The following is a 22,832-nucleotide window of genomic DNA, read 5'->3' on the forward strand; positions in this document are numbered from 1 at the left end:
CTTGCTTTGCGTGCCTGAAATGCCTCACAGCCCGCTACCACGATCAGAAAGAAAGCCAAGACCAGCAAAGCATTGCAGCTTCGACAGTATCAAAATCAGCCATTCCCAGCTGCCAAAGCAGACTACCCCGGCCAGATCACCAAGCACTTCCTAGTCTTCAATGAGTTGGCGAAGGGCCACTTGCAACAACTGCAAATCCTGTTTGATCCGCAGAACATTATTCTTAATCTGTTCCCAATCGGCACGCTTGCTGGCGAGTTCCAACGCCTGGATGGACGCGATCGCGTCGGGCGCACACATATTCATGAGCGAACCCTTGAGTCGATGGGCAGCCCTCGCGAGCAAATCAGAGTTGCTGGTGTCACATGCGCTGTCGAGATGGACAATACTTTCGCGGCAAGTTCCGGCAAATAATTCAACCAATTCAAAGACCAATTCTTGATCCTGATTACAACGGGTTCGCAACGCATGCTCATCGAGGATCTCTTTGCTCGTAGAAGAAATCTCGTTGTCTTCTCGTTTGCGCGGCTCTGCATCGCCCAAAAAAGAAGCAAGAGTCTGCAACAGGGAATAGCTTTCAATCGGTTTCGCAAGACAAGCGGAGAGACCGGCCTGCAACAGCCGCTCCGGTGCACCATCCATCACTTGAGCTGTCAACGCAATGATTGGCATCTCATCTCCCCACAACTCACGAATTCGCGCGGTCACTTCGACACCATCCATGCGAGGCAACATCATATCCAGCAGGACAGCATCGTATTTCTGTGCCGAATCGCTGATTTTCTCGACGGCCTGGAGTCCATCATGTGCTTGATCGACGATCAGTCCTACTTTTTCCAACATACGGGTGGCAACGACACGACTCGGTGGATCATCCTCAACTAACAAGACGTGCAACCCTTGCAAGCACTTGAAGTCTTCGTCACATTTATTGTCCGACATTGCCTGCGTTCGTTCTTCCGCCTTTCCAAAGAAAGCGGTGAAATTAAATCTCGCACCACCGTCCGGCCCGTCAGACACCACGATTTCACCATGCATGAGCTGGATGACTTGACTACAGATAGAGAGTCCGAGTCCGATCCCAGCAAATTCACGCGTGGAGCTGCTGTCCCCCTGTTCAAAGCGATTGAAAATCCGAGTCCGGTCTTGCTCTGGTACGCCAATCCCCGTGTCATCAACGGTAAAACTCATGCAAATCTGCCGCTCGGTTACCGATCGAACACTGACCTCTAAAGCAACATAGCCAGACTGCGTAAATTTGATCGCATTGCTCAACAGATTATCGATGACCTGCTGAAGGCGACGCTGGTCCCCTAACAAAAGCGTCGGTATCTTCGGATCGATTTCCCAACGAAGTTCAAGTCCCTTTTCTTTCGCGCTGTATTCAAACCGATCATGAAGTCGATCCAGCGTGTGAGCTAAGCTGAAGTTAGAAGACTGAAGTACGAATTTGCGTGCCTGAATCTGCGAATAATCCAACATGTCATCAATCAGTTCCTTAAGCAACCAGCCTGACTGCCGACATGTCGTTAGTAATTCTCGTTGATCGTCAGTCAATGTCGAATCAGATACAAGTTCAACCATTCCTAAAATGCTGTTCAAGGGCGTGCGCATTTCGTGGCTGACCAGAGCCAGGAATTCCGATTTTGCTCGATTCGCCTCGTAGGCTTCATGCATGGCTTGCGTGAGCTGCTGTTCATGCTTTCTCCGTTCCGTGATATCACGCGAGAACGCGCAGCTGAGTTCCCGACCTTGAAACTCGATATGATTGAGCGCCACTTCGACGGGAAATAAGGCGCCCGATTTTTTCTTGTGGATCGCCTCGAGCCTGAAACCGCCCTCCTGCTTGAGTCGTTGCCAATAATCAGCCCAATCCGACTCAAGGGTACTAGGAATGACATCGAAGACAGACATCTCCAATAACTCGTCTCGCGTGTATCCCAGCGACCTGCAAGCCTCGTCGTTCACATAAACAAAAGTCGCATTCGGGGCGATCCAAAAGACAGCTTCACCTGCGCGGTCAATCGAGAATTTGGAAACGCGAAGTTGCTCCTCCGCTTCACGACGTTTCGTGATATCGATACAGGAGCCAGAATACGAACTGGCATCTCCATCCACCTCAAATCCTGGCTTTCCATGATCGAGAATCCAACGGTAGCTACCATCATGATGGCGAAGACGGTATTCAACAGAATAGCCAATCCCCTGTTCAAAGCTCGAATCGAGGGTTTGTAGCAGGTTTGGCAAATCATCCGGGTGAACACCATCTAGCCAAGCATCTTCAACTTGCTTATCCAAAGGCTTACCAACAAACTCAAGCCAAACTCGATTGAACCAATGACGGGAATGCTCTCGTCCCGTCAACCAGATCATCACAGGCGCATTATCGGCGATGTTGCGAAACCTCGCCTCACTCTTACGAAGGGAATTTTCAATTGACTTGCGTTCCGAAATATCTCGGATGTAGCCGATGTACAATGGACCTTCGGTCCGTTCGATCATTGAAACAATCAATTCGACATCGAACTGCGAGCCATCGGAACGAATCGCTGGTAACTCAAGACGTCGTCCCAGAATTTTTTTGATGCCCGTTTCCCGCAGGCGTGTCAAACCCGCCTGGTGTGCTTCTCGTAAGTTCATCGGAACAATAAGCTCGCCGATCCGCTTCCCAATAATGTCTTCCTTCTTGTACCCAAAAGTTTTTTCTGCTGCCAAGTTAAAGTCGACGACTCGACCTTCCGCATCAATGATGACCACACAATCAAGTGCGCACTCCACCATCGCTCGTTGCCAAGCTTTCCAGTCGCTCACCAAGGAATGGTTTGGAGCCATGAGACTACTGCTACCTCAACATCAGATCTATTTTGTTTTAAAGAGATCAAAGCGACGAAGCTTGTTGTAAATGCTCTTTTCGCTAATCCCTAACACGCGTGCAGCCATCGCCTTGTTACCACCGTTTGCCTCAAGAGTCTCAATCAATGCCCGCTTCTCAATCTCCTTAAGTGTCAAACCAGCGAGAGACGTATTCATGCTGGCCTCTTGAGGTTGGCTTACCGCAGTCGGCTTGACCTCCAAGTCAGCCACTGTGATTTGACCGTCATCACAAAAAGCTGAGGCACGTTCCAAAACGTTTTCAAGTTCGCGAATGTTTCCCGGCCAGTCAAGTTGCTGCAATAACTGAATCGCCGTGGCGTCTAAAGAAGCTTTGTCTCCCCCTCGGCGACTTTGGATTCGCTCTAAGATACTGCCGGCCATTTCCAGAATGTCTTTCCGCCGTTCCCGCAGTGGAGGAATCCCCAAGTGCAGTACATTTAGCCGATAATAAAGATCAGGACGGAATCGACGTTGGCTGCTCATTTCTTCTAAATCTTGATGTGTCGCGGTGATCAATCGGACGTCGACTTTGATTTCGCGATTACCGCCAATTCGTTTTAGAATGGAATCTTGAAGAAACGTCAACAGTTTTGGTTGCAATTCAAGCGGCAGATCACCGATTTCATCCAAGAAGAGTGTTCCCCCATCCGCTATTTCTGCCCGACCGGGACGATCTTCCGTCGCGCCTTGAAAGGCCCCCTTTACAAAACCAAATAGTTCAGCCTCAATCAAATCACGCGGTAATGAAGCACAATTCACCGAAATAAAGGGCCCAGCGGAGCGACTTCCCTGGTCATGAATCATACGAGCGATGGTTGTCTTTCCCGTACCGCTTTCCCCAGTCAACAAGACGGTCGAGTCCAACTCAGCCAACTTTACCACTCGCTGCATCAGTGTCTTGGCGGACTCCGAACTGATCGCGAAGCGGCTCGCAGAAATTGGCTGTTGTACGGCATGTCGCAACTGCTGGTTATCCCGCGAAAGATTCGAGGCTCTGGCCGCCTGTCGTACGCGAGCGACCAAATCATCGTTCTCGCAGGGCTTTGTTACAAACTCACATGCGCCCGCTTTCATCGCAGCAACCGCATCATTAATCTGCCCGACCCCCGAGATAATCAACACCTCGGTCAACGGAAATTCTTGCCGAATCTGCTTGAGACACTCGAGCCCACCCATACCGGGCATATTCAGGTCGAGCACCGCGACCCGGATCTCAGGCGTCATCTTCGCCAACGCCTCCTCGCCGTTTCGGGCAGTCATCACCTTGAAACCCGCAATCTCAAGGTACCGACTGAAAAGTTTACGACTTACAGATTCGTCATCCGCGATTAACACACTGACGACGTACTCCTGCGATCTTGTACGATTCATCTATTTCCACGACCTCGCAAACTGTTCTTGAAGCCAACAGTACGGCCGAATTCCATTCATCCGCCAGCCATTCCAGCGCCCCCAACGGAAAACAAATTTTCGGCCGTTTATTGAAATCGGCTCGCTCGGAACCCAGAAAAAACGACTAAGTAAATGTTACAGCACCAGATGATACAGTATTAAATACAGTCGTGCTTACTTCTTTTCCTGTTTGCGATCTTGAACGGAGAAATCGCAATCAACATCCGAACAATCCATAAACTCGACTGCTCTGACCGGCGCCGGCCGTTTCTCACCCTGCCCGAACTCAGACTGATTTTCGACTGGCACATCGGCTGTTGGGCGGCCATCCAGAAACGAGTTGACCAGAAGAGTCGGCTTTTTTGTTTCGAGCCATATTCTTGGTGCGTCACGATCAACGCGAGGCTCCTGTAACGTCAGGCTGACTTTTACTCCGAAGCGAGAATCAGACGGAAGACAATCCCCTGCGAGTCGATCGGCGTGAAGCCTGTGCATAATTTGTCGCACACCGCACTCCGCCCCCAACCGGCTTCTTACGATTTTTCGGCTGGCAACGTCAAACCAACTCAAGACAGAGGTCGATGGACTTAAATCTTTCGCAACGTTTAACAAGCGATCGCAGTATTCAAAAAGCGAGGACAAACAAGTACGGTGTGCACGTGCGACACAACACAGCTTCGAGTGGGTCCCGGGTAGACGCCTGCGAGCCAACGGCCTTGTCTCAAAAACGACACACCAATTGTCACTGCGTAAGGACGTAAAAAGCTACCATCAAGAGGAGAAGTTTGATGAATATCACCCAACGAAGCGATCCACTTGCCGGCAATATGAGTCGCTGGATCGCGATGGTTTGCTTGATAACCGCTTTGCTATTCGCCTGCTTCGCCTAATAGCGGCACCGACAGCGTGTCTCAATGCGTTCGCCAGCAAAGAGAGGTCACACAAAAACGGCCTTGCGAAACGAGAAGATACAGAGCAACGCCAAGCCAAGGACACTCAACGTCGATGGCTCGGGCACAACTCGGGGAGACTTCAACTTGAACGGTCCTTGTTCGTATCCCCCTTCGGCAAAGGCGTTGATCAGATCCGTTGAGTCAAAGCGGCGATCTTGGTTCCAATCGCCATCCGCCCATCCCGCATTAACAGCCTCGCCATACTTACCCGCCTGCAACACCATCACAAGGTCTTCACTCGTAAATTCCCCGTCGACATTAGCATCACCAGTCCAGATGGAAGCGTAGACAGCCGATTCAGGGTGCGTCACGTTGATGAACCCCATCGAGCGGAAAGGAAGACGGTTGGCCTGTTCGAGTAAGGTCGGATCGGCGAAATAAACAGCCGCGCTTCTCAGGACCATGTAATAGGTTGACAGTTCCAAGGGAAACTCTTCGCCTGGCCATTGATCCCACTCTTTATCACCGAGCATATAAGGCAAAAAATAATCCAACGCCAACCGTAAGCTACGCCCGTCCTCTGTTTCGTAGTCGAACAGGTCGACGCCACCGAGTCCTCGTCCTACAGCAGCCAACTCCATCGCACGGTTAAGATTGTAGCGGTGATACAAGCGATTGTTCGCACGCAACATTTCCAAAGGATTCGATCCATCTTCTGCGATTTGTCCCAGCATACGATCGTTGACATAATTCAGGTAATTCTTTTCGGCCGAGGCAATATCGCCGTTATAGAGCCCAAAAGCTGTGAACATGAAATCATAGTTCGTACCGTGATTCGAAGGCTCGTTTCTTTGCACTTCGCCGAAACGATCGGTTTCAGCCCAAACGGTGAAATCGCGAGTCCATTGTTTCAAACCGGCTTCGTCAGTCTCTGTCCAGCTAGGCGAAGCTTCAACAATTCCCATCGCATCAATCATCCGCCGCCCCCCCAACGCGTTACCAAAACCGGGCGTAGCGAATGACCCCGGACTACGCCCTGGGATCACACTCGAGTACAAGTCGCGGGGATTCATTCGTGTTTCTTCATCCAGAAACCATGTCCTGAACAGAGAAGCCATTTTCCCTCCATACCTTTCATCGCCTGTTAAATAATAGGCAACTGATAACGGTTCGACGGCCCGAGCCAGCCCATAAAACTGATCCCAATCTAAATGACTATCAGGATTACCATGCCCGTCGCGGCGAATCCACGGCGTTCCATCGGCCGTATTCGGATTCGGCCAGGAATAATATCCGTAACTTAATAAATCGTGCGGATCACCAGACGGCGCAACCTCCGGAGTGTTCACAACGCTATACGGCCCCAACGTCAACGCTTTGTTCGCTCGCGAAATCACTCTATCAACATCCGACTTCACGCTCGGATCGCCTCTCAACCAGGCTTGCTTAATCAAATCCAGATGGTCAAGACTGACGAGAAATGACCTGGCCTCGCCCCCCTCTGATGCCCGCAAAACACCATTCGTCTGAAGATGGCTTGCGAACAGAAATAACAAGCCTGCCAAGAGTAGGCCCCGGCTAAATCGCTTTAATTCACGCATGAACATTCTCACTTTCGAATCCAATCATATCCTCACTACTTTGGACTCGCAAACGTTGAAACGACAGCCTCAGCGCAATTCACAACTTGCAGACAGTCTGCCTGTCAAAACTAGAACAGGCATAAATAACACCGGCAAATGACCGCGAATCCATCCCATGTAAAGACTCTGTGACAAATCCAATCCTGTATCGATTTGTTATCAACCAAATCAACGATCAAGGTCAGCTATATCCTGCAAGCCACCGCCCTTGCTACGACAACCAATTGATTACTAAAAACCCAAAAAAACATTCGCATGAGCGACCCAAACTCATCTCCCATCCATGAAACATTCATCGTGCGACAAAGCCTTCACATCGCAGCGGCGGTAATTCGTCATCATGACCGAAAAATCCAAATTTTGCATTGCAAAAAAACCTGTTCATCACGCCCCCCCCCTTTGCGGGCATTGGCAACCATGCTGAGCGGGACGCATCTACATCCTCGCAACAGCCAGGCATTGGCAATCCATCGAACTTGCCGCAACGATCGTTCGGGTAGGCCGACGACGAACATGCCACCGTGGCAATCATGCCGGGCCAAGCCATGAAATCCGAGCAAACAAAATCCTCTCCATTCGACTCGCACTGTTAAAACCACGATGATCGACCACGTCGCAACGTTAACACCGCAGCACAACAACAAGCGGACCTGGCAAATCGTCGCAAGGTCAGCACACACGAAAACGCGTCTCGCAGATTATCTCGTCAGTGGTATCAATCTCTCAGTCCCATCGATGGCGGCAACGGCACACCTCGGTGGACTGAGCGAGTGAATTGCCTGATCCGTGCCGATTCAGACCAAGAAGTCATTCATCGGGATCGCTTTATAACGATTGAAATCGCATTGTCATTTCTAACGATTTCCGGCAGCAAATCCCCGCCTATCTCAAACGAATCCCGACTGTCCCGAGGTTAAAGTCATATCGCAACGCCGGGAGAGTTGTGGCACATCCGTTGAATTCAAGACGAGTCACCGTGAAGACCCAATTGCCAACCCAAGCAGACCGATAGAACGTCCTGACATCGTTGTATGAGCTATGCTCACGAGGGCGGGTTGAGTAAATAAAGAGCGGTGAAAGGCCTTCTCATTTGCTGACGGGAAAATGATTGCCACGCGGTGAACGGGACTCCCAACCGAAAATCGATTCAAATCCACAGAGGAAAGACCGCAACAATGATCGGAGCAAAAACAAGCACAGCTCAGATCAGATCATCCTCTGCGATCCTCTATGCATGCCTCCTGATGGGACTGCCTTTCTTGATTGCCTGTTCGTCCTCTCACTCAAGCGATCCAAACATTCGAAGCATTCCAACCATCGCAATCCATTCCAACAAGTCTCCCGCGGTCGAGACAGGGAATCTGACTCGACAAGACGTTTCGGCCAGCACGTTCGGTCTCTACCCAACCGATAAAGCGACCGGAATATTTAAACCGTTTAATCCGGCAATCAATCAGCTTGAAGTCAGTCTTAAGATGAACACCGACAACCAACGACGTGTTGTACATAAGTTTGAAAACGCCCAGACGCTGACGGATCTAAAGTCATCCGGATTCTTATCAGCAGGTGACAAAGACGATCAACTCGTGCGTGATGGCATGGCAAAGTCCCAAGCTTTTTCCAGCGAGAACAAAGGTGACAAAGAACTGGTATCACCGTAGTCTGGCGACTCGGCTCACGGTAAGTATCTTGCTCATTATTTCAGCCGTCGGGATCGTCTGGTCGGCAGTTATGCTCGAGAGTGAAGAGCAAAGTCTGCAAGAACAACTCGATCAATGGGGACAGAATCTGGCTGATGTTGCGTCTGCAACTTGTGTCGAAGCCATTCTGACCAAGGACTATCCGATCATCGACAACTATGGCGAATTGCTCGTTCATGGAAAGAGCGAGATCGTATTTGTTCGGGTAACTCGGTCCGACGGTCGTGTGATTTCCGAATCTTATGCAACGGGAATGCAAGACACTGGGGTAGAAGGCAGTCGGTATGAGTACTCCGCAAACATCGAATCAACCGGCGATCACCCGACGCAGCTAGGCAGAGTCACGATCGGAATCTCACCGGATCGATTTAACCGATTTGTCGACAACCGCGTCAAGTTGTCGAGAATCTCGATCTTCGTGGCTGTCGCAGCGATCGCTGTGTTGCTCGTTACTCGTTTACGAACCGAAGTCGTCAAACCGTTAGAACATTTAGATCAAAAAGCCCAACTCATTGGAGAGGGTAATTTCGACGCTGCGATTCAGAACGAACGTCATGATGAGATCGGCCGACTTGCAAGTTCGCTCGATCGCATGCGACGCAAGTTGAAGGTCTCCTATCAAGATCTGTCACGACAGAATGAGGAGTTGAAGGAATTAGATCGCATGAAGAACGAATTCATGGCGAACATCAGCCACGAATTACGGACTCCATTGAGCGGTGTCATCGGTATGACTCGCCTTGCATTGGACACTGAGCTCGATCCTGAACAGCGTGAGCACCTAACCACCGCGAGAAAGTCGGCGCTCTTTTTGCTAAAGATTATCAATCAGATTCTGGACTTTTCCATGATCGAGGCTGGTCAAGTCCAGCTATCCTGCGGGGAATTCCAATTACGAGACGAACTTGATGATGTCTTGGCCACCTTGGCCGTTCTTGCACATGAAAAAGATCTTGAGCTTTGCCAATTCATTGAGAATGATGTGCCTGACAAGCTGATTGGTGACGTCGACCGAATCAATCGGATCATTATCAATCTGGTTGGCAATGCCATTAAGTTTACCCCCGATGGCGAAATAAGACTCGCCGTACAAAAGCAAGCCGAATCGGACGAAGGAGTTACCCTGCGGGTTACCGTCACCGATACGGGAATCGGTATTCCAATTGAAAAACAGGGCGACATTTTTGACGTATTCTTGCAGACAGGCGCTGCCGCTCCACGCAAATACGGAAGTGCAGGTCTGGGACTTTCCATTACCAAGAAACTCGTCGAGCTAATGGGGGGGCACGTTTTTGTGGAAAGTTGCCCGGGTGTCGGCAGCACGTTTGGCTTTGAAGCAACGTTTCCCGTTAGCAGTGAGGAGACCGAGCCGAGCCCTTTCGTCGAGTGTCTCCGCGATGTGCCTGCGTTGATTATTGATGAAAACATATCGACACGCGAATCGCTTCAGAGTCAACTTATCGAATGGGGCATGGTCCCAAAAATTGCAGAAAATCGAGAAGCTGCCTTGGAGCTCCTTCATGAGAATCAGGCGCCTCGATTCGCGCTCATCCTGATGGACGCAGGTTGCGATGAAAAAGATGGTCATTATCTCTCTCGACATTTGCAAAACTGTCCAGGGCTACATCAGCGTGTGATTTACATGATTCAATCTGATTCGGAGTCTCGCCGGCAAGCCAAGAGCCATGGCCTCGATAATTCACACATCTGTGTAAAACCAATTCGGCGCCGCGACTTGTTAACCATTGTCCGTCACGAACTCAGTGAACAACCGATCGACCTTCAACCGTCTTTCAAAACGACCTTCGAGTCACTTTCTAAGCCAAACTTATTAGAGACGAACATCGATTCACTTTTGAATTCAAAGACTCACGTACTGGTTGCCGATGACGATCCGGTAAATCGGGCTGTGGTAAAAAGCTTTCTGGAACGAAAAGGGTACACGGTCAAGCTGGCACACGACGGCTACAAAGTACTAAAGTTGCTCGAGGAGTACGAATTCGACATTATCCTGATGGATGTGCAGATGCCCGAAATGGACGGTCTTGTCGCCACTCAGGCGATTCGAACAGGCGAGATGAGTTTTGGCCGGCATACACCAATCGTTGCGTTAACCGCACACGCGATGAGTGGGGATGACCAGCGATTTCTGGAAGCCGGCATGGATGCCTATCTGTCGAAACCCATCGAGCCGGAATCGCTATTTGCAACTCTCGACGCTCTCTTAACGCATGAAACGGCCTGATCCGACTCAGCACTTCCAAGCTCCGGCCAACCAGGTCGGGATTCTCCCGACCTAGGTCAACGCGGTTGCCCATCTATTCAAAGGCGGATTTGACCTCTGCGAAAACCGCATCCTCTTGCTTCGAGATGGAGCCGATTCCCAAGATTCCGCCAGCAGCCGTAGCCACTTTGCGAGTATGGCTCACGATTTCATCTCGAAGCTTGTCCCAATTCTCTGGTGGCATCGACCCCTTCAAGGCGGAAATGTAATACTTCCATGCTTCGAACAGAGAGGCAGGAGGTTTCTCTGCCAACCAATGATCGAGCAGCTGGTAGGCTGCCGATCCCACTGGGCAGTCACTCGTATCAGCCGCTTTCAGCACCGCATCGCGTTCTCGCCGATCAATCACCCCATCCGCCCAGGCGACTTGAACCAACGGTACGAGTGAAAGTCCCACCATCGTTTCGACGCCAATACCCAACGCCACGATTGCCTCCAGCAACGCCGTATCGCGGAGCCCACAAGTTTGCTCAAGCTGTTTTCTTTCATTCTCAGCAGCCATTTTGGCTCGAATCTCTTCGGCGAGCTTTTGGTCAACGCGATGGAAAAATTCATCTTCCAGCGTTCGACCTCGTTTTGCCAGCGAATCTTGATTATCCATTGCTCCCCTTTCCTTCACTCATCAAGCAAGAATCCCGCCTCACGAGAGACGTTTCACCTTCGCGATTGTATCTCACAAGAGGAAGCCGACGAACCCGGCCACGAAGATTTTGACTTGCTCTAATTATCGCGCTAAGCCATATTAAGTCCTCCGGTGATGAGCTCCTTGCCGAATGCCCGCGTCGAATGGCTCGGCTGGTGATCCTCAACCGATTGACCGAATGATCTTGCGATCGGAAAATCGCGGATAGTGCACGGGATCTGCGAAAAACCCCAAAAATCTTCTGCGTGGGGCGATGATGAATGAAATTCAACGAGCGTTGGTTGCCATCGACTTTTCGGACAAAAGCGATTCGGTAATTCAGTGGGCAATTTCAATCGCCAAGGCACACCATGCGGAGCTGATTTTGGTCCATGTATCAAATTCCGATCCGGATTTCGTCGGCTACGGCCCCGGTCCGCAAACCGTGAGGGATCAGGTGGCTCACGACTTAAATGACGAACATCGCCAGTTGCAACAGCTGGCTGAATCAATAACGGCACACCAAGTGGTCGTTCAAACGCACTGCTTGCAGGGGACGGTTGTCGAAACCATTCTCGAGAAAGCCAAAACGGACAAGGCCGATCTGATCATCGTTGGTTCACACGGCCACGGTGGCCTCTTCCGAGCCGTGCTGGGCAGTATCAGTGAGGGAATCGTTCGCCACAGCCCCTCCCCTGTCGTTGTCGTCCCCACGCGGGGATAGAGAATCGATCGAGTCTGCAAGGATCTTTGATCTACCTCTCCAACAAATCCCGTACCTGCCAATCGTTCCAAGTTCGATCGAAGCGTTGTCTTGACCGCTTCTTACGTTGAATTTGGGCCACCTCGCGCCGTTTTTGATCGAAAAGGGCGCTCCGAACCGGCTTCTTATCGTAGAATGAGGGATTGGTTCGAGCTATTCACTCATGCGGGAGCTGGCCCTGAAAATGCGATGTTGCCTTCGTGTTTCCATGATGCTGATCGTTTCGTCGCTTGTTTCGGGCTGCCAACCAACCGGGTCGGCCCCCGCCGAAACGACCTCGGCTCCCGCCCAGCCAGCGACCGTGACACCGACCGTGCCCTCCCCGAAACCAACCTCGTCCAACTCTCTCTTTCGTCGCTTGCCCGAATCCGAGACCGGCATCGACTTCACAAATCGCGCTGACCCCAATCACCCAATGAGCCGTCTCTATCATTCAGGATTTGTATCAGGCGGCGTGGCGATCGGCGATCTAAACGGTGATCAGCGCCCGGACCTATTTTTCACGAGCGGTCCAGACTCGAACCGACTCTACCTGCAGACGGCAAATTTCAAGTTTGAAGATGCTACCGAGAAAGCGGGCGTAGGCGGTGGCACTGCCTGGGGTGCCGGTGCCAACTTAATCGACATCGACAACGATGGCGATCTCGATATTTATGTCTGCAATTATGCGACAAACAATCAACTTTTCATCAATCAAGGCAATGGGCAATTCACCGAACAAGCTGAACCATTCGGGCTCGGTGTGGCCGATGCATCGCTCGTTCCCGCTTTTTGCGACTACGATTGCGATGGCGATTTGGACTTGTACATCGTGACGTTGCGTTACTACCGCGAAGGTGGCCGTCCCACCGAATCCCCGGTAGGCATGAACAACGGCATGCCTTATGTCTTACCCAAATACGACAAATACTATGCTCTCAAACGTCAACGGGGAGAAAACGGCCGCAGCAAGTTCAAACTAGACAGTTACGGCCGAAAGGATCGTCTGTTCCGTAACAATGGCAACGGATCATTCGTCGAAGTCACCGACGAGGCAGGCATTACAGGATCCGGCTTTGGCTTGTCAGCGACCTGGTGGGACTACAACGAGGATGGCTGGCCAGATCTCTATGTGTGCAACGACTTTGACGACCCAGATGTGTTGTATCACAACAACGGCGACGGAACTTTTCAAAATACACTCGAAAACGCCGTTCCGCACACACCTTGGTTTTCAATGGGATCTGATGCGGCTGACCTAAATAATGACGGACGCCTCGACCTGTTTGTGGTGGATATGTCAGCAACGAATCACTTCAAGCAAAAAACTACGATGGGCGCGATGAATGCGGCAAAACTGCGTGAAGTTGCCGGCCCACCCGCACAGTACATGCGCAACTCGCTCTTCATCAACACCGGCACAGGCCGCTTTCAAGAAGCGGCTTTCATGGCCGGATTGGCAAATACGGATTGGTCATGGGCGGCTAAACTGGCCGATTTCGACAACGATGGTTGGGTCGATGTGTTTATCGGCAATGGAATTATTCGCAGCTTTAACGATTCCGATATTCCCTTTGATGACAGTATGCTAATCGGCCGTACGATCTGGGACATCTTCAAGAATACGCCTCCACGACGCGAACAGAACCTCGCTTTCCGAAACCGAGGCCAACTTGATTTTGAGGATGTGAGTCAAGCTTGGGGCCTCGATCATGTCGGAGTCAGCTACGGTGCTGCCTATGGGGATTTAGACCAGGACGGTGATCTCGATTTGATCGTTGTGAATCTTGATGAACCCGTGAGCGTCTATCAAAACCAGGCAAAGCAGAAGTCAATACGGTTGAAGCTGGTCGGTTCAGTGAGCAATCGAAGTGGAATCGGTGCCGAAGTCCGTTTGGAAACGGCGGAAGGCGTGCAACTGAGACAACTACAACCGATGACCGGTTTTCTTTCCTGCAACGAATCAACCGTCCATTTTGGCGTCGGCAACCTGAAACGGATTCGTCAAGTTACAGTCCGCTGGCCTAGTGGCGCTCAACAATCATTGCAAAATCTCGCGCCCGGGATGTATGAAATCCGCGAAGACCAGGCCAAACTGACGGAAAGTCAGTCGCCACAGCGATCAGATAACAATCAAACACAACCCCTGTTTGTTGCGGATGGACGGCTCAACGCATTTCCCCATGTTGATCCGGAGTTCGATGATTTCAACCAACAACCTTTACTACCGAACCGCCTGTCCCAGTTTGGTCCGGGCATGGCATGGGGAGATATCGATGACGATGGCGACGATGATGCATTTTTCGGTGGAGGAACCGGACAAGCAGGCCGCGTACTGTTCAACCGACAAGGAGATGGTTTCTCGGCCTCATCTCAGCCCGCTCTAGAGCGAGATGCCATGTCAGAGGATATGGGCGCACTGTGGGTTGATATCGACCAGGATGACGACCTGGATCTCTATGTCGCCAGTGGAGGCGTTGAGGCAATCGATCACCCTGCTCGCTTCGAAGATCGCCTTTATTTAAATGACGGCAAGGGGATGCTTACGCGCGCAGCAAGCAATGTGTTGCCGTCACAATCCGAGAGCTCCGGTGTCGTGACGGCATGCGACTTTGATCGCGACGGTGATCTCGACCTCTTTGTGGGAGGCCGACTCATCCCCGGTCAGTATCCGCTCGCACCGCGAAGTCGACTGCTACTGAATCAAGGGGGAACCTTCCAAGAAATCACGCCCCCTGGCTTGCGGTCGGCCGGAATGGTCACCAGCGCGCTTTGGTCGGATACCGACGGAGACAGTTGGACCGACCTGCTACTGACCTACGAATGGGGCCCCATTCGCCTGTTTCGCAATGTGAACGGTCAACTCCAAGACCAATCGAAAACAGCAGGCCTCAGTCCATTACTCGGCTGGTGGAACGGAATTGCCGGTCGTGATTTGGACGGGGATCGCGACATCGATTACGTCGTCACCAATTTCGGGCTCAATACGAAATATCATGCGAAACCCGACCATCCGGCCCTCCTCTACTTCGGCGACTTCGAAAAATCAGGGCGAAAGCGACTGATCGAAGCCGAATTTGAAGCGGAAACGCTATTTCCAATCCGAGGAAAAAGCTGCTCGACACACGCCATGCCATTTCTCAGTAAGAAATTTTCAACTTATCGCGCGTTTGCTGCCGCCGATTTGGCCGACCTGTACAGCTCCGAATGCCTGAATGAAGCCACCCGATTTGCCGCGAATCTGCTTGAATCAGGCGTTTTGCTGAATGATGGCGCCGGACACTTCACCTTTCAACCACTGCCACGGATTGCGCAAATTGCCCCCGCCTTCGGTGTCGTCATCAGCGAATTCAACGGGGATGCGGCCCCAGATGTGTACTTGGTCCATAACTTCTACGGTCCACAACCGGAAACCGGAAACATGGATGGCGGCATCAGCCAGTTGTTACGAGGGGACGGGAAAGGCAGCTTTCAGCCTGTCCCAGGAATCGAAAGCGGAACGGTTGTCGCCGGCGATGCAAAATCTCTCGCCATGGCGGATTTAAACCAAGACGGTCGCCAAGATTTGATTGTCGGCCTGCACGATAGTCAACCAATTAGTTTTATTCGTTCGAAACGTTTGACATCGGACATCTTTCAACTCCAACTCGAAGCCGATTCGGGCAATTCCCAGGCAATTGGTGCTCGAGTGACCGTGATTCTTGACGACGGATCGACACAGACGGCCGAAGTCGCAGCAGGCGGCAGTTATCTTTCGCAATCCAATTCTGCACTTTCCTTCGGCTTGAACGGAAAACAACTTGACGCAGTCGAGGTTATCTGGCCGAATGGAGAGGCAACACGAACAGAAATCGATGAGGCGAAGTCGATGTACAGAATCTCGCACGTGCGTGTTAACTCTTCTAAACCTTAGCTTGGATTGTCAGTGAATGTGATCCACGAGTATTGCTCGTGAAGATAGCTCGACGCAAGCTTTTCCATGCCGGTTCCAGGCATGAATTCGCCACCAGTTATTGGGGGCGTTTGGATTCATCTCACTGTTTCGAGTCTATCTGTAGCTTTGGATTTCGAAGATCAAAATCTTATTTACCAGAAAACAAATCTGCCCCAGCGGCCAGAAACCGCAGGACTGAAGGAGTACGACGTGAAGCTCTTTGGTAAGAATTCCGGATTAAAAAAACGTCGGCCGATGCGTCTCGAGATGCTGGAAGGGCGCCACCTCTTGGCGGGTGCACCCATCATCAGCGAATTTCTTGCGATTAATCAGTCCACCGTCGCGGATGAGGATGGGGAGTTCACGGATTGGATTGAGGTGTTCAATACGGGAGGCGATACGGTCAATCTAAACGGATTTTGGCTTACCGATGATCCAAACGATTTGACCGGCTGGCGTTTTCCTGATTCGTCGCTCGATGCGGGGAGTTATCAGGTAGTCTTCGCATCAGGCAAAGACCGAGCCGAATCCGGTTCGGAATTGCATACGGATTTCAAGTTGGATGGAGATGGTGAGTATTTGGCGCTGATCGCACCCGATGGGCAGACCGTCGTGCATGAATTTTCACCGGCCTATCCGCCACAGGTCGCCGACGTTTCATACGGCGCATCGCCTGACCTGGCAGTTTCCACGCTTATCGAGGCCGGTGCAACGGCCTCCTATCACGCGCCATCCACCAACCTTTTGCAAGAAACTTGGTCACAAGTCGAATTCAATGATGCAACCTGGGCCACAGGACCAACGGGCATCGGTTTCGATACCGGAGTTGCGGAAATGGCGCCGATGGTCGAGGCGATTCTGAATCTCGATCCGGTAGGCTATTGGCGATTTGAGGAAACGGAAGGTGGTCTAGCTGCCAATGATGGGACAGCCGGCGAATCCTTAGACGGCACCTACAAGAGCAGTCCCACACGAACAGAATCAGGCCCCGGATTGGCCGACACCCTGTTCCAATTCGATGATTCGAACTCCGCCACCAAGTTTGACGGTCGTCGCGAAGCAATCACATTCACCAGTTCGCCTTTGAGTGATTTAACTGAATTCAGCATGATGGGAATGATTCATCCTGAATTTCTATCGACCAATCGAATTGGTCTTTTTGGACAGAATGATGCGATCGAGTTTGGATTCATCAGTCCAGGCACTCTGCAGATTTGGACACCTGGAGGCGGATCATTAAACGTCGATTATGAATTCCCGCTTAACGAATGGCATCACGTTGCAGTGACCGGTGACGGCGAGTCACTTGCCATCTATCTCGATGGCCAATTGGCAGGTCAGGGTGGAAGCCCTACCAATAACTACGGCAGCTCTTCTTCCGAATTTCGAATTGCCGGCGACGGCGTGTTTGATACGAGCGACAACTATTTCGATGGGAGCATTGATGAGGTAGCGATTTTCGATCGAGCTCTGACGGCGGCCCAAGTCAACTCATTGGTCGCTGATCCGGGGCAAGAGCCCGGTGATGGTGCGGGCCAATTTGGCGACCTGATTGCGACCGATGTCGAAACGGAGATGCTTGGTCTTCATTCGTCAATGTATGTCCGCATCCCATTCGAGGTGTCGGATCCGACAGTCTTCAATCAACTGATTCTGGAATTGAATTACGACGATGGTTTCGTTGCCTACCTCAACGGCACAGAAATCGCCCGCCGGAATGCCCCGGGCGAAGAGGGAGTACGATTGGGCCACGATGCAGTTGCCACGCGTACCCGTGCGGATGACCTGGCAGTGGCTGGCGAATTGCTCGACATCAGTAACTCCCTAGACGCGTTAACTTTTGGCACGAATATGCTGGCCATTCATGCGTTGAATGCTGCCGTTGACAATCCTGATCTGCTGGTGAGACCAATCCTGCGCGCCTCCACCGTAACGGTCAATCCTGAGCTGAATGGCTATTTGACCACTCCTACCCCAGGAAAAAACAACAATCCAGTCTCTGTTTCTCTCGGCCCTTTAGTGCATGATGTTGATCACAGCCCAGCACAACCCAATTCGGCCGATGCGATCACCGTGACTGCCGAAGTGGTGCGAACCTTGGCAGACATTTCCCAGGTCGAACTCGTGTATCGAGTCATGTTCAAGGAAGAACGGGTGATCCCGATGAGTGATGACGGATTGGCAGCCGACAGTGCGGCCGGAGATGGGATCTACACAGCAGTCATTCCGGGAGACCTGGCGAATCCGGGTGAAATGGTGCGTTGGTACGTACGAGCAACCGACAGCACGGATGCGACGGGGAGACTCCCCACTTTTGAAATTCAATCAGGCCAAAACCAAAGCTCGGAATACTTCGGCACAATGATCGCTGACTCGCAGCTATCAAGCGAGATCCCAATTTTGAATTGGTTCGTGGAAAATGAACGGAATGCGGGAGAACGGCGTGGCACACGCGCATCGATCTTTTTCAATGGCGAATTCTATGACAATTTGTTCGTACGTCAGCGAGGGGGAAGCACCGCGGGAAATCGCAAGCGAAACTTCAAATTCGATTTCAAAGGCAATCAATTCCGCTTCGATCCACAATATGGTCGCGTGGAGGAATTCAACCTTAATTCGACAGCGACGGACAAAGCCTATGTCCGACAAGCACTCGCTTTTGATGCCTATTCCGCGGCCGGAGCACCGGGCTCGATTTCATTCCCCATGCATGTCCGTCGCAATGACGAGTTTTATGGTGTTTTCGTGTTTATCGAAGAACCCGATGAATACCTGCTCGAACGAGAAGGCTTTGACCCCAATGGAGCCCTTTACAAGGTCTACAACGAATTCACCTCCGCATCGAGTGTCCGCAAAAAGACACGCGAACACGAAGGCAATACGGATTTGGCCGATTTCATTAGCAACGTGCGAACACTCAACGGCGAAGAGCTGCACAACTATTTGATCGACAACGTTAATCTACCGGCGACACTCAACTATCTCGTCGGAACCGTCTTAGTTCACCAGAACGACAATCCCCACAAGAATCACTTTCTCTACCGCGACACCGAGGGAACGGGTGAATGGATGTTCCTCCCCTGGGACAACGACTTGAGTTGGGGATCGAACTGGGTGGGCAATTCCTACCACGACCAGATTTATGCGGACATGGATGTAATCACAGAAGGGCCCGTTCCCGGTCACAACCCCGCGTACGTTGCACCCTCCCACCCGTTTGTCAATACGGAGTCCTATCGCGAATGGAACAACCACTGGAATCGGTTAATGGACGCCGTGCTGACCGACCCCGTCATTCGTACGATGTATTTGCGTCGACTTCGCACGACCATGGATGAACTCATGGGCGAGCCAGGCACGACGAACAGTTACTTCGATCAGCAGTGGGATGGTTACGTTCAGGCGATGAGCCAAGATGCTGCACTCGACAAGGCAAAATGGTTTTCGCCTTGGCCATTCGGCACGGATCAGTCATTCCCAGAAGCGGTTGACATCGTCAAAAACGAATACCTCGAAGTCCGACGACAGCATTTCTACGTTAATCATAGCGTTGATGTAGAAACGAGCGAACCAATCGTGATCTTGCCTGAATTCGCTCCGGCAACCTACTTCATTCCTGGTGATGACTCGCTCGGCACAGATTGGGTCGCCAACGAGTTTGATGACAGCCAGTGGCGTCAAGGCGAAACGGGATTCGGGTTCTCAGGAGACGACGACTTCGACGGTTTGATTCGCACGGAGATCGATCTCCGAGAAGCCAGCGAAGACGGCACTGCAGTGTTCCTTCGTGTCCCCTTTAACATCGACGATCCCGCTACCGTCGACGCATTGACATTGCGAATGAAATTTGACGACGGTTTCATCGCTTACATTAATGGCACGGAAGTTCATCGTCAGAATTTACGGAAAGACGGGCCTCAATCCTACAATTCAAAAGCACGCTCTCACCGAGATTCGGAAGCCGTCGTCTTTGTGAATTACAACATTAGCGAACATCTCAATGCGTTAAAACCCGGTGAAAATCTGCTTGCAATTCATGCACTCAATTCTTCCAAGTCAAGCTCCGATATGCTGATGTTACCAGAGTTAGTCGACGGGATTATTAGTACCGTTGAAGTGGCCGGTATCCCCCATGCTCAAGTGGGTAACCCGGCGATCAGCTTTGATCCGAACCTGTATGATGCCAATCCAGTAAGCGGCAACCAAGACGAAGAGTTCGTCAAGATCGACAATCCGCTCGATGACGCGGTCGACATTTCAGGTTGGCGACTGGAAGGAGGTATTGAGCACGAATTTCCGCTGGGCACAATCATTCCAGCCAACTCCTCGCTCTACGTCTCGCCCGAATCCCGCGCCTTTCGTGCTCGTGCTGCCGGACCGACGGGCGGTGAAGGCCGATTGGTTCAAGGCGGGTATGCCGGACATCTCTCATCCCTGGGCGATATCGTCCATCTCACCGCCGCTGACGGCACCCGGATGGACACGCTAAATATCGCGGCTGAACCATCGCCGGCCCAAGAATTCCTGCGAATTTCCGAGCTAAACTACAATCCCAACAGCCTGGATGATGCGACAGAATTCATCGAGCTATTGAATCTCGGTGAACAACCGCTCGATCTGTCGGGCGTCACCATTTCTCAAGGCCCATCAGAACCTCTGGTGGTGAATGCGGGAACCACAATCCAACCGGGTGATCGGCTCGTCGTCGTTGCCGATACAGCCGCCTTCCTCGCCGCCTATCCCGAAGTCAATGCCAATCAAGTGATCGGTGAATATGTGGGCAATCTCGACAACGGAGGAGAACGGATCAAACTGGACGATGCCAATGGCAGCACCATCATGGACTTCCGTTACGGTGATCGGGACCCCTGGCCGGAACCAGCCGATGGCGTAGGAGCAACACTCGTCTTGTCCGATCCTGAGTCAACTCCCAACGACGAGTTTGACAAGTATTACCGCTGGAGTGGCAGCTCTGAAATAGGGGGATCCCCCGCAGCTACGTCACGAGTCCTCAGTGGGATAGTCATTAACGAAGTACTAAGCAACACGGATGATCCTGCTGTGCAGACGGATGCGATTGAACTCTACAATCCAACGGCCAGTTCCGTTGACATTAGCGGTTGGTACTTGAGCGATTCAGCTGACAACCTGCTGAAGTTCCAAATTCCTGTCGGTACGAATTTGCTAGCCGGTGGCTTCATCACCTATGACGAGAATGACTTCAGTTTTGCTCTGAATGGCAACGATGGCGAGGCCGTCTGGCTCGTCAGTTCCACCACACCTGGTAGTGTTTTCGGTTTTGTGGACGATGTCCATTTCGGCGCCGCCAAACCGGGAGAATCCTTTGGCCGTAGCCCTGATGCGACGGGGCGTCTGGAACCGATGACGAATCTCTCTCTGGGTAGCACCAATCCAGCTCCACGCGTGGGCCCCGTCGTCATCAGCGAAGTTCACTACAATCCGGGGCGTCCTTCAAATGAAGCGACCGCGATTGATCCCAACATCACATCCGGCGATCTGGAGTTTGTCGAAATCTACAATCCCACCGGAACCCCTTTGGATCTGAGCCAATGGCGAATTCGGGGGGGGATCGACTTCAATTTTGACTCGCTGACGACGATTGGGGCGGGCGAGGTCGTGGTTCTGATTCCGTTTAACCCGGAAGGTGCCGGTAATGTCGCCCGTCTGGCCGCATTTCGAGCTCACCATGGAATTGACGAATCCATCACACTTCTCGGTGGATACGGCGGACAGTTGAGTAATTCATTCGATCGTGTTCAGTTACAACGTCCTGATAATGCGGCAGCAGATCCCGCTGACATCGCTCGGTTGTACGAGGATGAGGTGCTGTACGATGACCGCACGCCGTGGCCTGCAGCCGATGGCAATGGCCACTCGCTACAACGAGATAATGTCGAAGAAAATGGCAATTCAGCGACAGCCTGGCTCGCCGCGGCACCCACCCCGGGTCAATTCGAAAGCGGTCCGCTGCGTGGTGACTTCGACGGTAATGGAATTGTCAATCAAGCGGACATCAACCTTTTATTCGAGGCCATGCGGGTAACGGAAATACCTGACTTGGTCTACGACCTCACCAACGATGGTCTCGTTAATGAACTTGACCGCGATGAAATGGTCAAAAATGTTTTGCACACCGATTACGGTGATACAGATCTGAATCAAGTCTTCAACTCAGGTGACCTGGTGATCGTATTTGCCGCAGGCAAATACGAGGATCAATTGCCTTTGAACGCAGGCTGGGGGGAAGGAGATTGGAACGGTGATGGGGATTTCGATTCTTCGGATCTGGTGTTGGCGTTCCAGGATGGTGGCTATTCAAATCAAGCTACCTCCCAAGGAAATTTGACGCGAAACCTTCGTGCCCGCCTTGGCGCGGCCTTTGCCCCAATCGCTGAACGACGTGAAAGCTCTTCTTTACATCGCAGTACTCCACACGACTTCGCAACATTCGCAGAAGGAACACCATTGGCCGCTGATCTGGCCGACAAATCCCTAACGGCCTTGTTTGATGAACAACCAAAAGAGAATCATAAGGATTCGAACGTCGTTACCGATGATTTGCTTGACGAGCTAATTCAGAAATAAGAAAGCATCGCTCGCAAGAACGTTTCAAGCAACTATTATGGCTTTCTAGCTCTCATGATTGTCCGACGTTCTGAACAATCGAACTAAAATCTTCCGATCCGTGGTACGCTGCGAATCGGAAAATTCCCTGTCAACCTTGCAC

Annotated in this window: 9 protein-coding genes; 5 read left to right on the top strand and 4 right to left on the bottom strand. The window is 51.6% G+C overall.

The genetic code is table 11. From position 1 onward, the window contains the following. Positions 1–150 precede the first annotated feature (150 nt). The 3 genes from P8N76_19255 to P8N76_19265 all read right to left on the bottom strand — a co-directional run bounded on the left by P8N76_19255 (position 151) and on the right by P8N76_19265 (position 6,760). A complete protein-coding gene (locus P8N76_19255) occupies positions 151–2,832 on the bottom strand; it encodes a PAS domain S-box protein (protein MDG2383819.1) in 2,682 nt (893 codons plus the stop codon). Positions 2,833–2,859: 27 nt separating this feature from the next. After that, the gene (locus P8N76_19260) at positions 2,860–4,245 is read right to left on the bottom strand and encodes a sigma-54 dependent transcriptional regulator (protein ID MDG2383820.1); all 1,386 of its coding nucleotides are present in this window, start codon (positions 4,243–4,245) and stop codon (positions 2,860–2,862) included. A 958-nt stretch (positions 4,246–5,203) separates the two neighbouring features. Next, positions 5,204–6,760 (bottom strand): alginate lyase family protein, encoded by a 1,557-nt coding sequence (locus P8N76_19265; protein MDG2383821.1) that lies wholly within the window; start codon positions 6,758–6,760, stop codon positions 5,204–5,206. A 1,217-nt stretch (positions 6,761–7,977) separates the two neighbouring features. On the opposite strand from P8N76_19265, the gene P8N76_19270 reads away from it, so the two are divergent. After that, complete coding sequence (locus tag P8N76_19270) at positions 7,978–8,463, top strand: hypothetical protein (protein MDG2383822.1); 486 nt, start codon at positions 7,978–7,980, stop codon at positions 8,461–8,463. Further along, complete coding sequence (locus P8N76_19275; GenBank protein MDG2383823.1) at positions 8,438–10,747, top strand: response regulator; 2,310 nt, start codon at positions 8,438–8,440, stop codon at positions 10,745–10,747. The genes P8N76_19270 and P8N76_19275 overlap by 26 nt, the downstream gene beginning before the upstream one ends. Positions 10,748–10,820: 73 nt before the next feature. Here the strand turns inward: P8N76_19275 and P8N76_19280 are convergent, their stop codons facing one another. Further along, on the bottom strand, positions 10,821–11,387 hold the full coding sequence (locus P8N76_19280; GenBank protein MDG2383824.1) for a hypothetical protein: 567 nt from the start codon (positions 11,385–11,387) through the stop codon (positions 10,821–10,823). Positions 11,388–11,682: 295 nt separating this feature from the next. Here P8N76_19280 and P8N76_19285 point away from each other — a divergent pair, with 295 nt between their 5' ends. The 3 genes from P8N76_19285 to P8N76_19295 all read left to right on the top strand — a co-directional run bounded on the left by P8N76_19285 (position 11,683) and on the right by P8N76_19295 (position 22,690). Then, positions 11,683–12,132, top strand: a complete 450-nt coding sequence (locus P8N76_19285) for a universal stress protein (GenBank protein ID MDG2383825.1) — start codon at positions 11,683–11,685, stop codon at positions 12,130–12,132. 223 nt (positions 12,133–12,355) lie between these two features. Further along, a complete protein-coding gene (locus tag P8N76_19290) occupies positions 12,356–16,063 on the top strand; it encodes an FG-GAP-like repeat-containing protein (GenBank protein MDG2383826.1) in 3,708 nt (1,235 codons plus the stop codon). 81 nt (positions 16,064–16,144) lie between these two features. Next, complete coding sequence (locus P8N76_19295) at positions 16,145–22,690, top strand: lamin tail domain-containing protein (protein ID MDG2383827.1); 6,546 nt, start codon at positions 16,145–16,147, stop codon at positions 22,688–22,690. Positions 22,691–22,832: the final 142 nt, after the last annotated feature.

The sequence above is a fragment of the Pirellulaceae bacterium genome (genome assembly GCA_029243025.1).
Taxonomy (GTDB): Bacteria; Planctomycetota; Planctomycetia; order Pirellulales; family Pirellulaceae.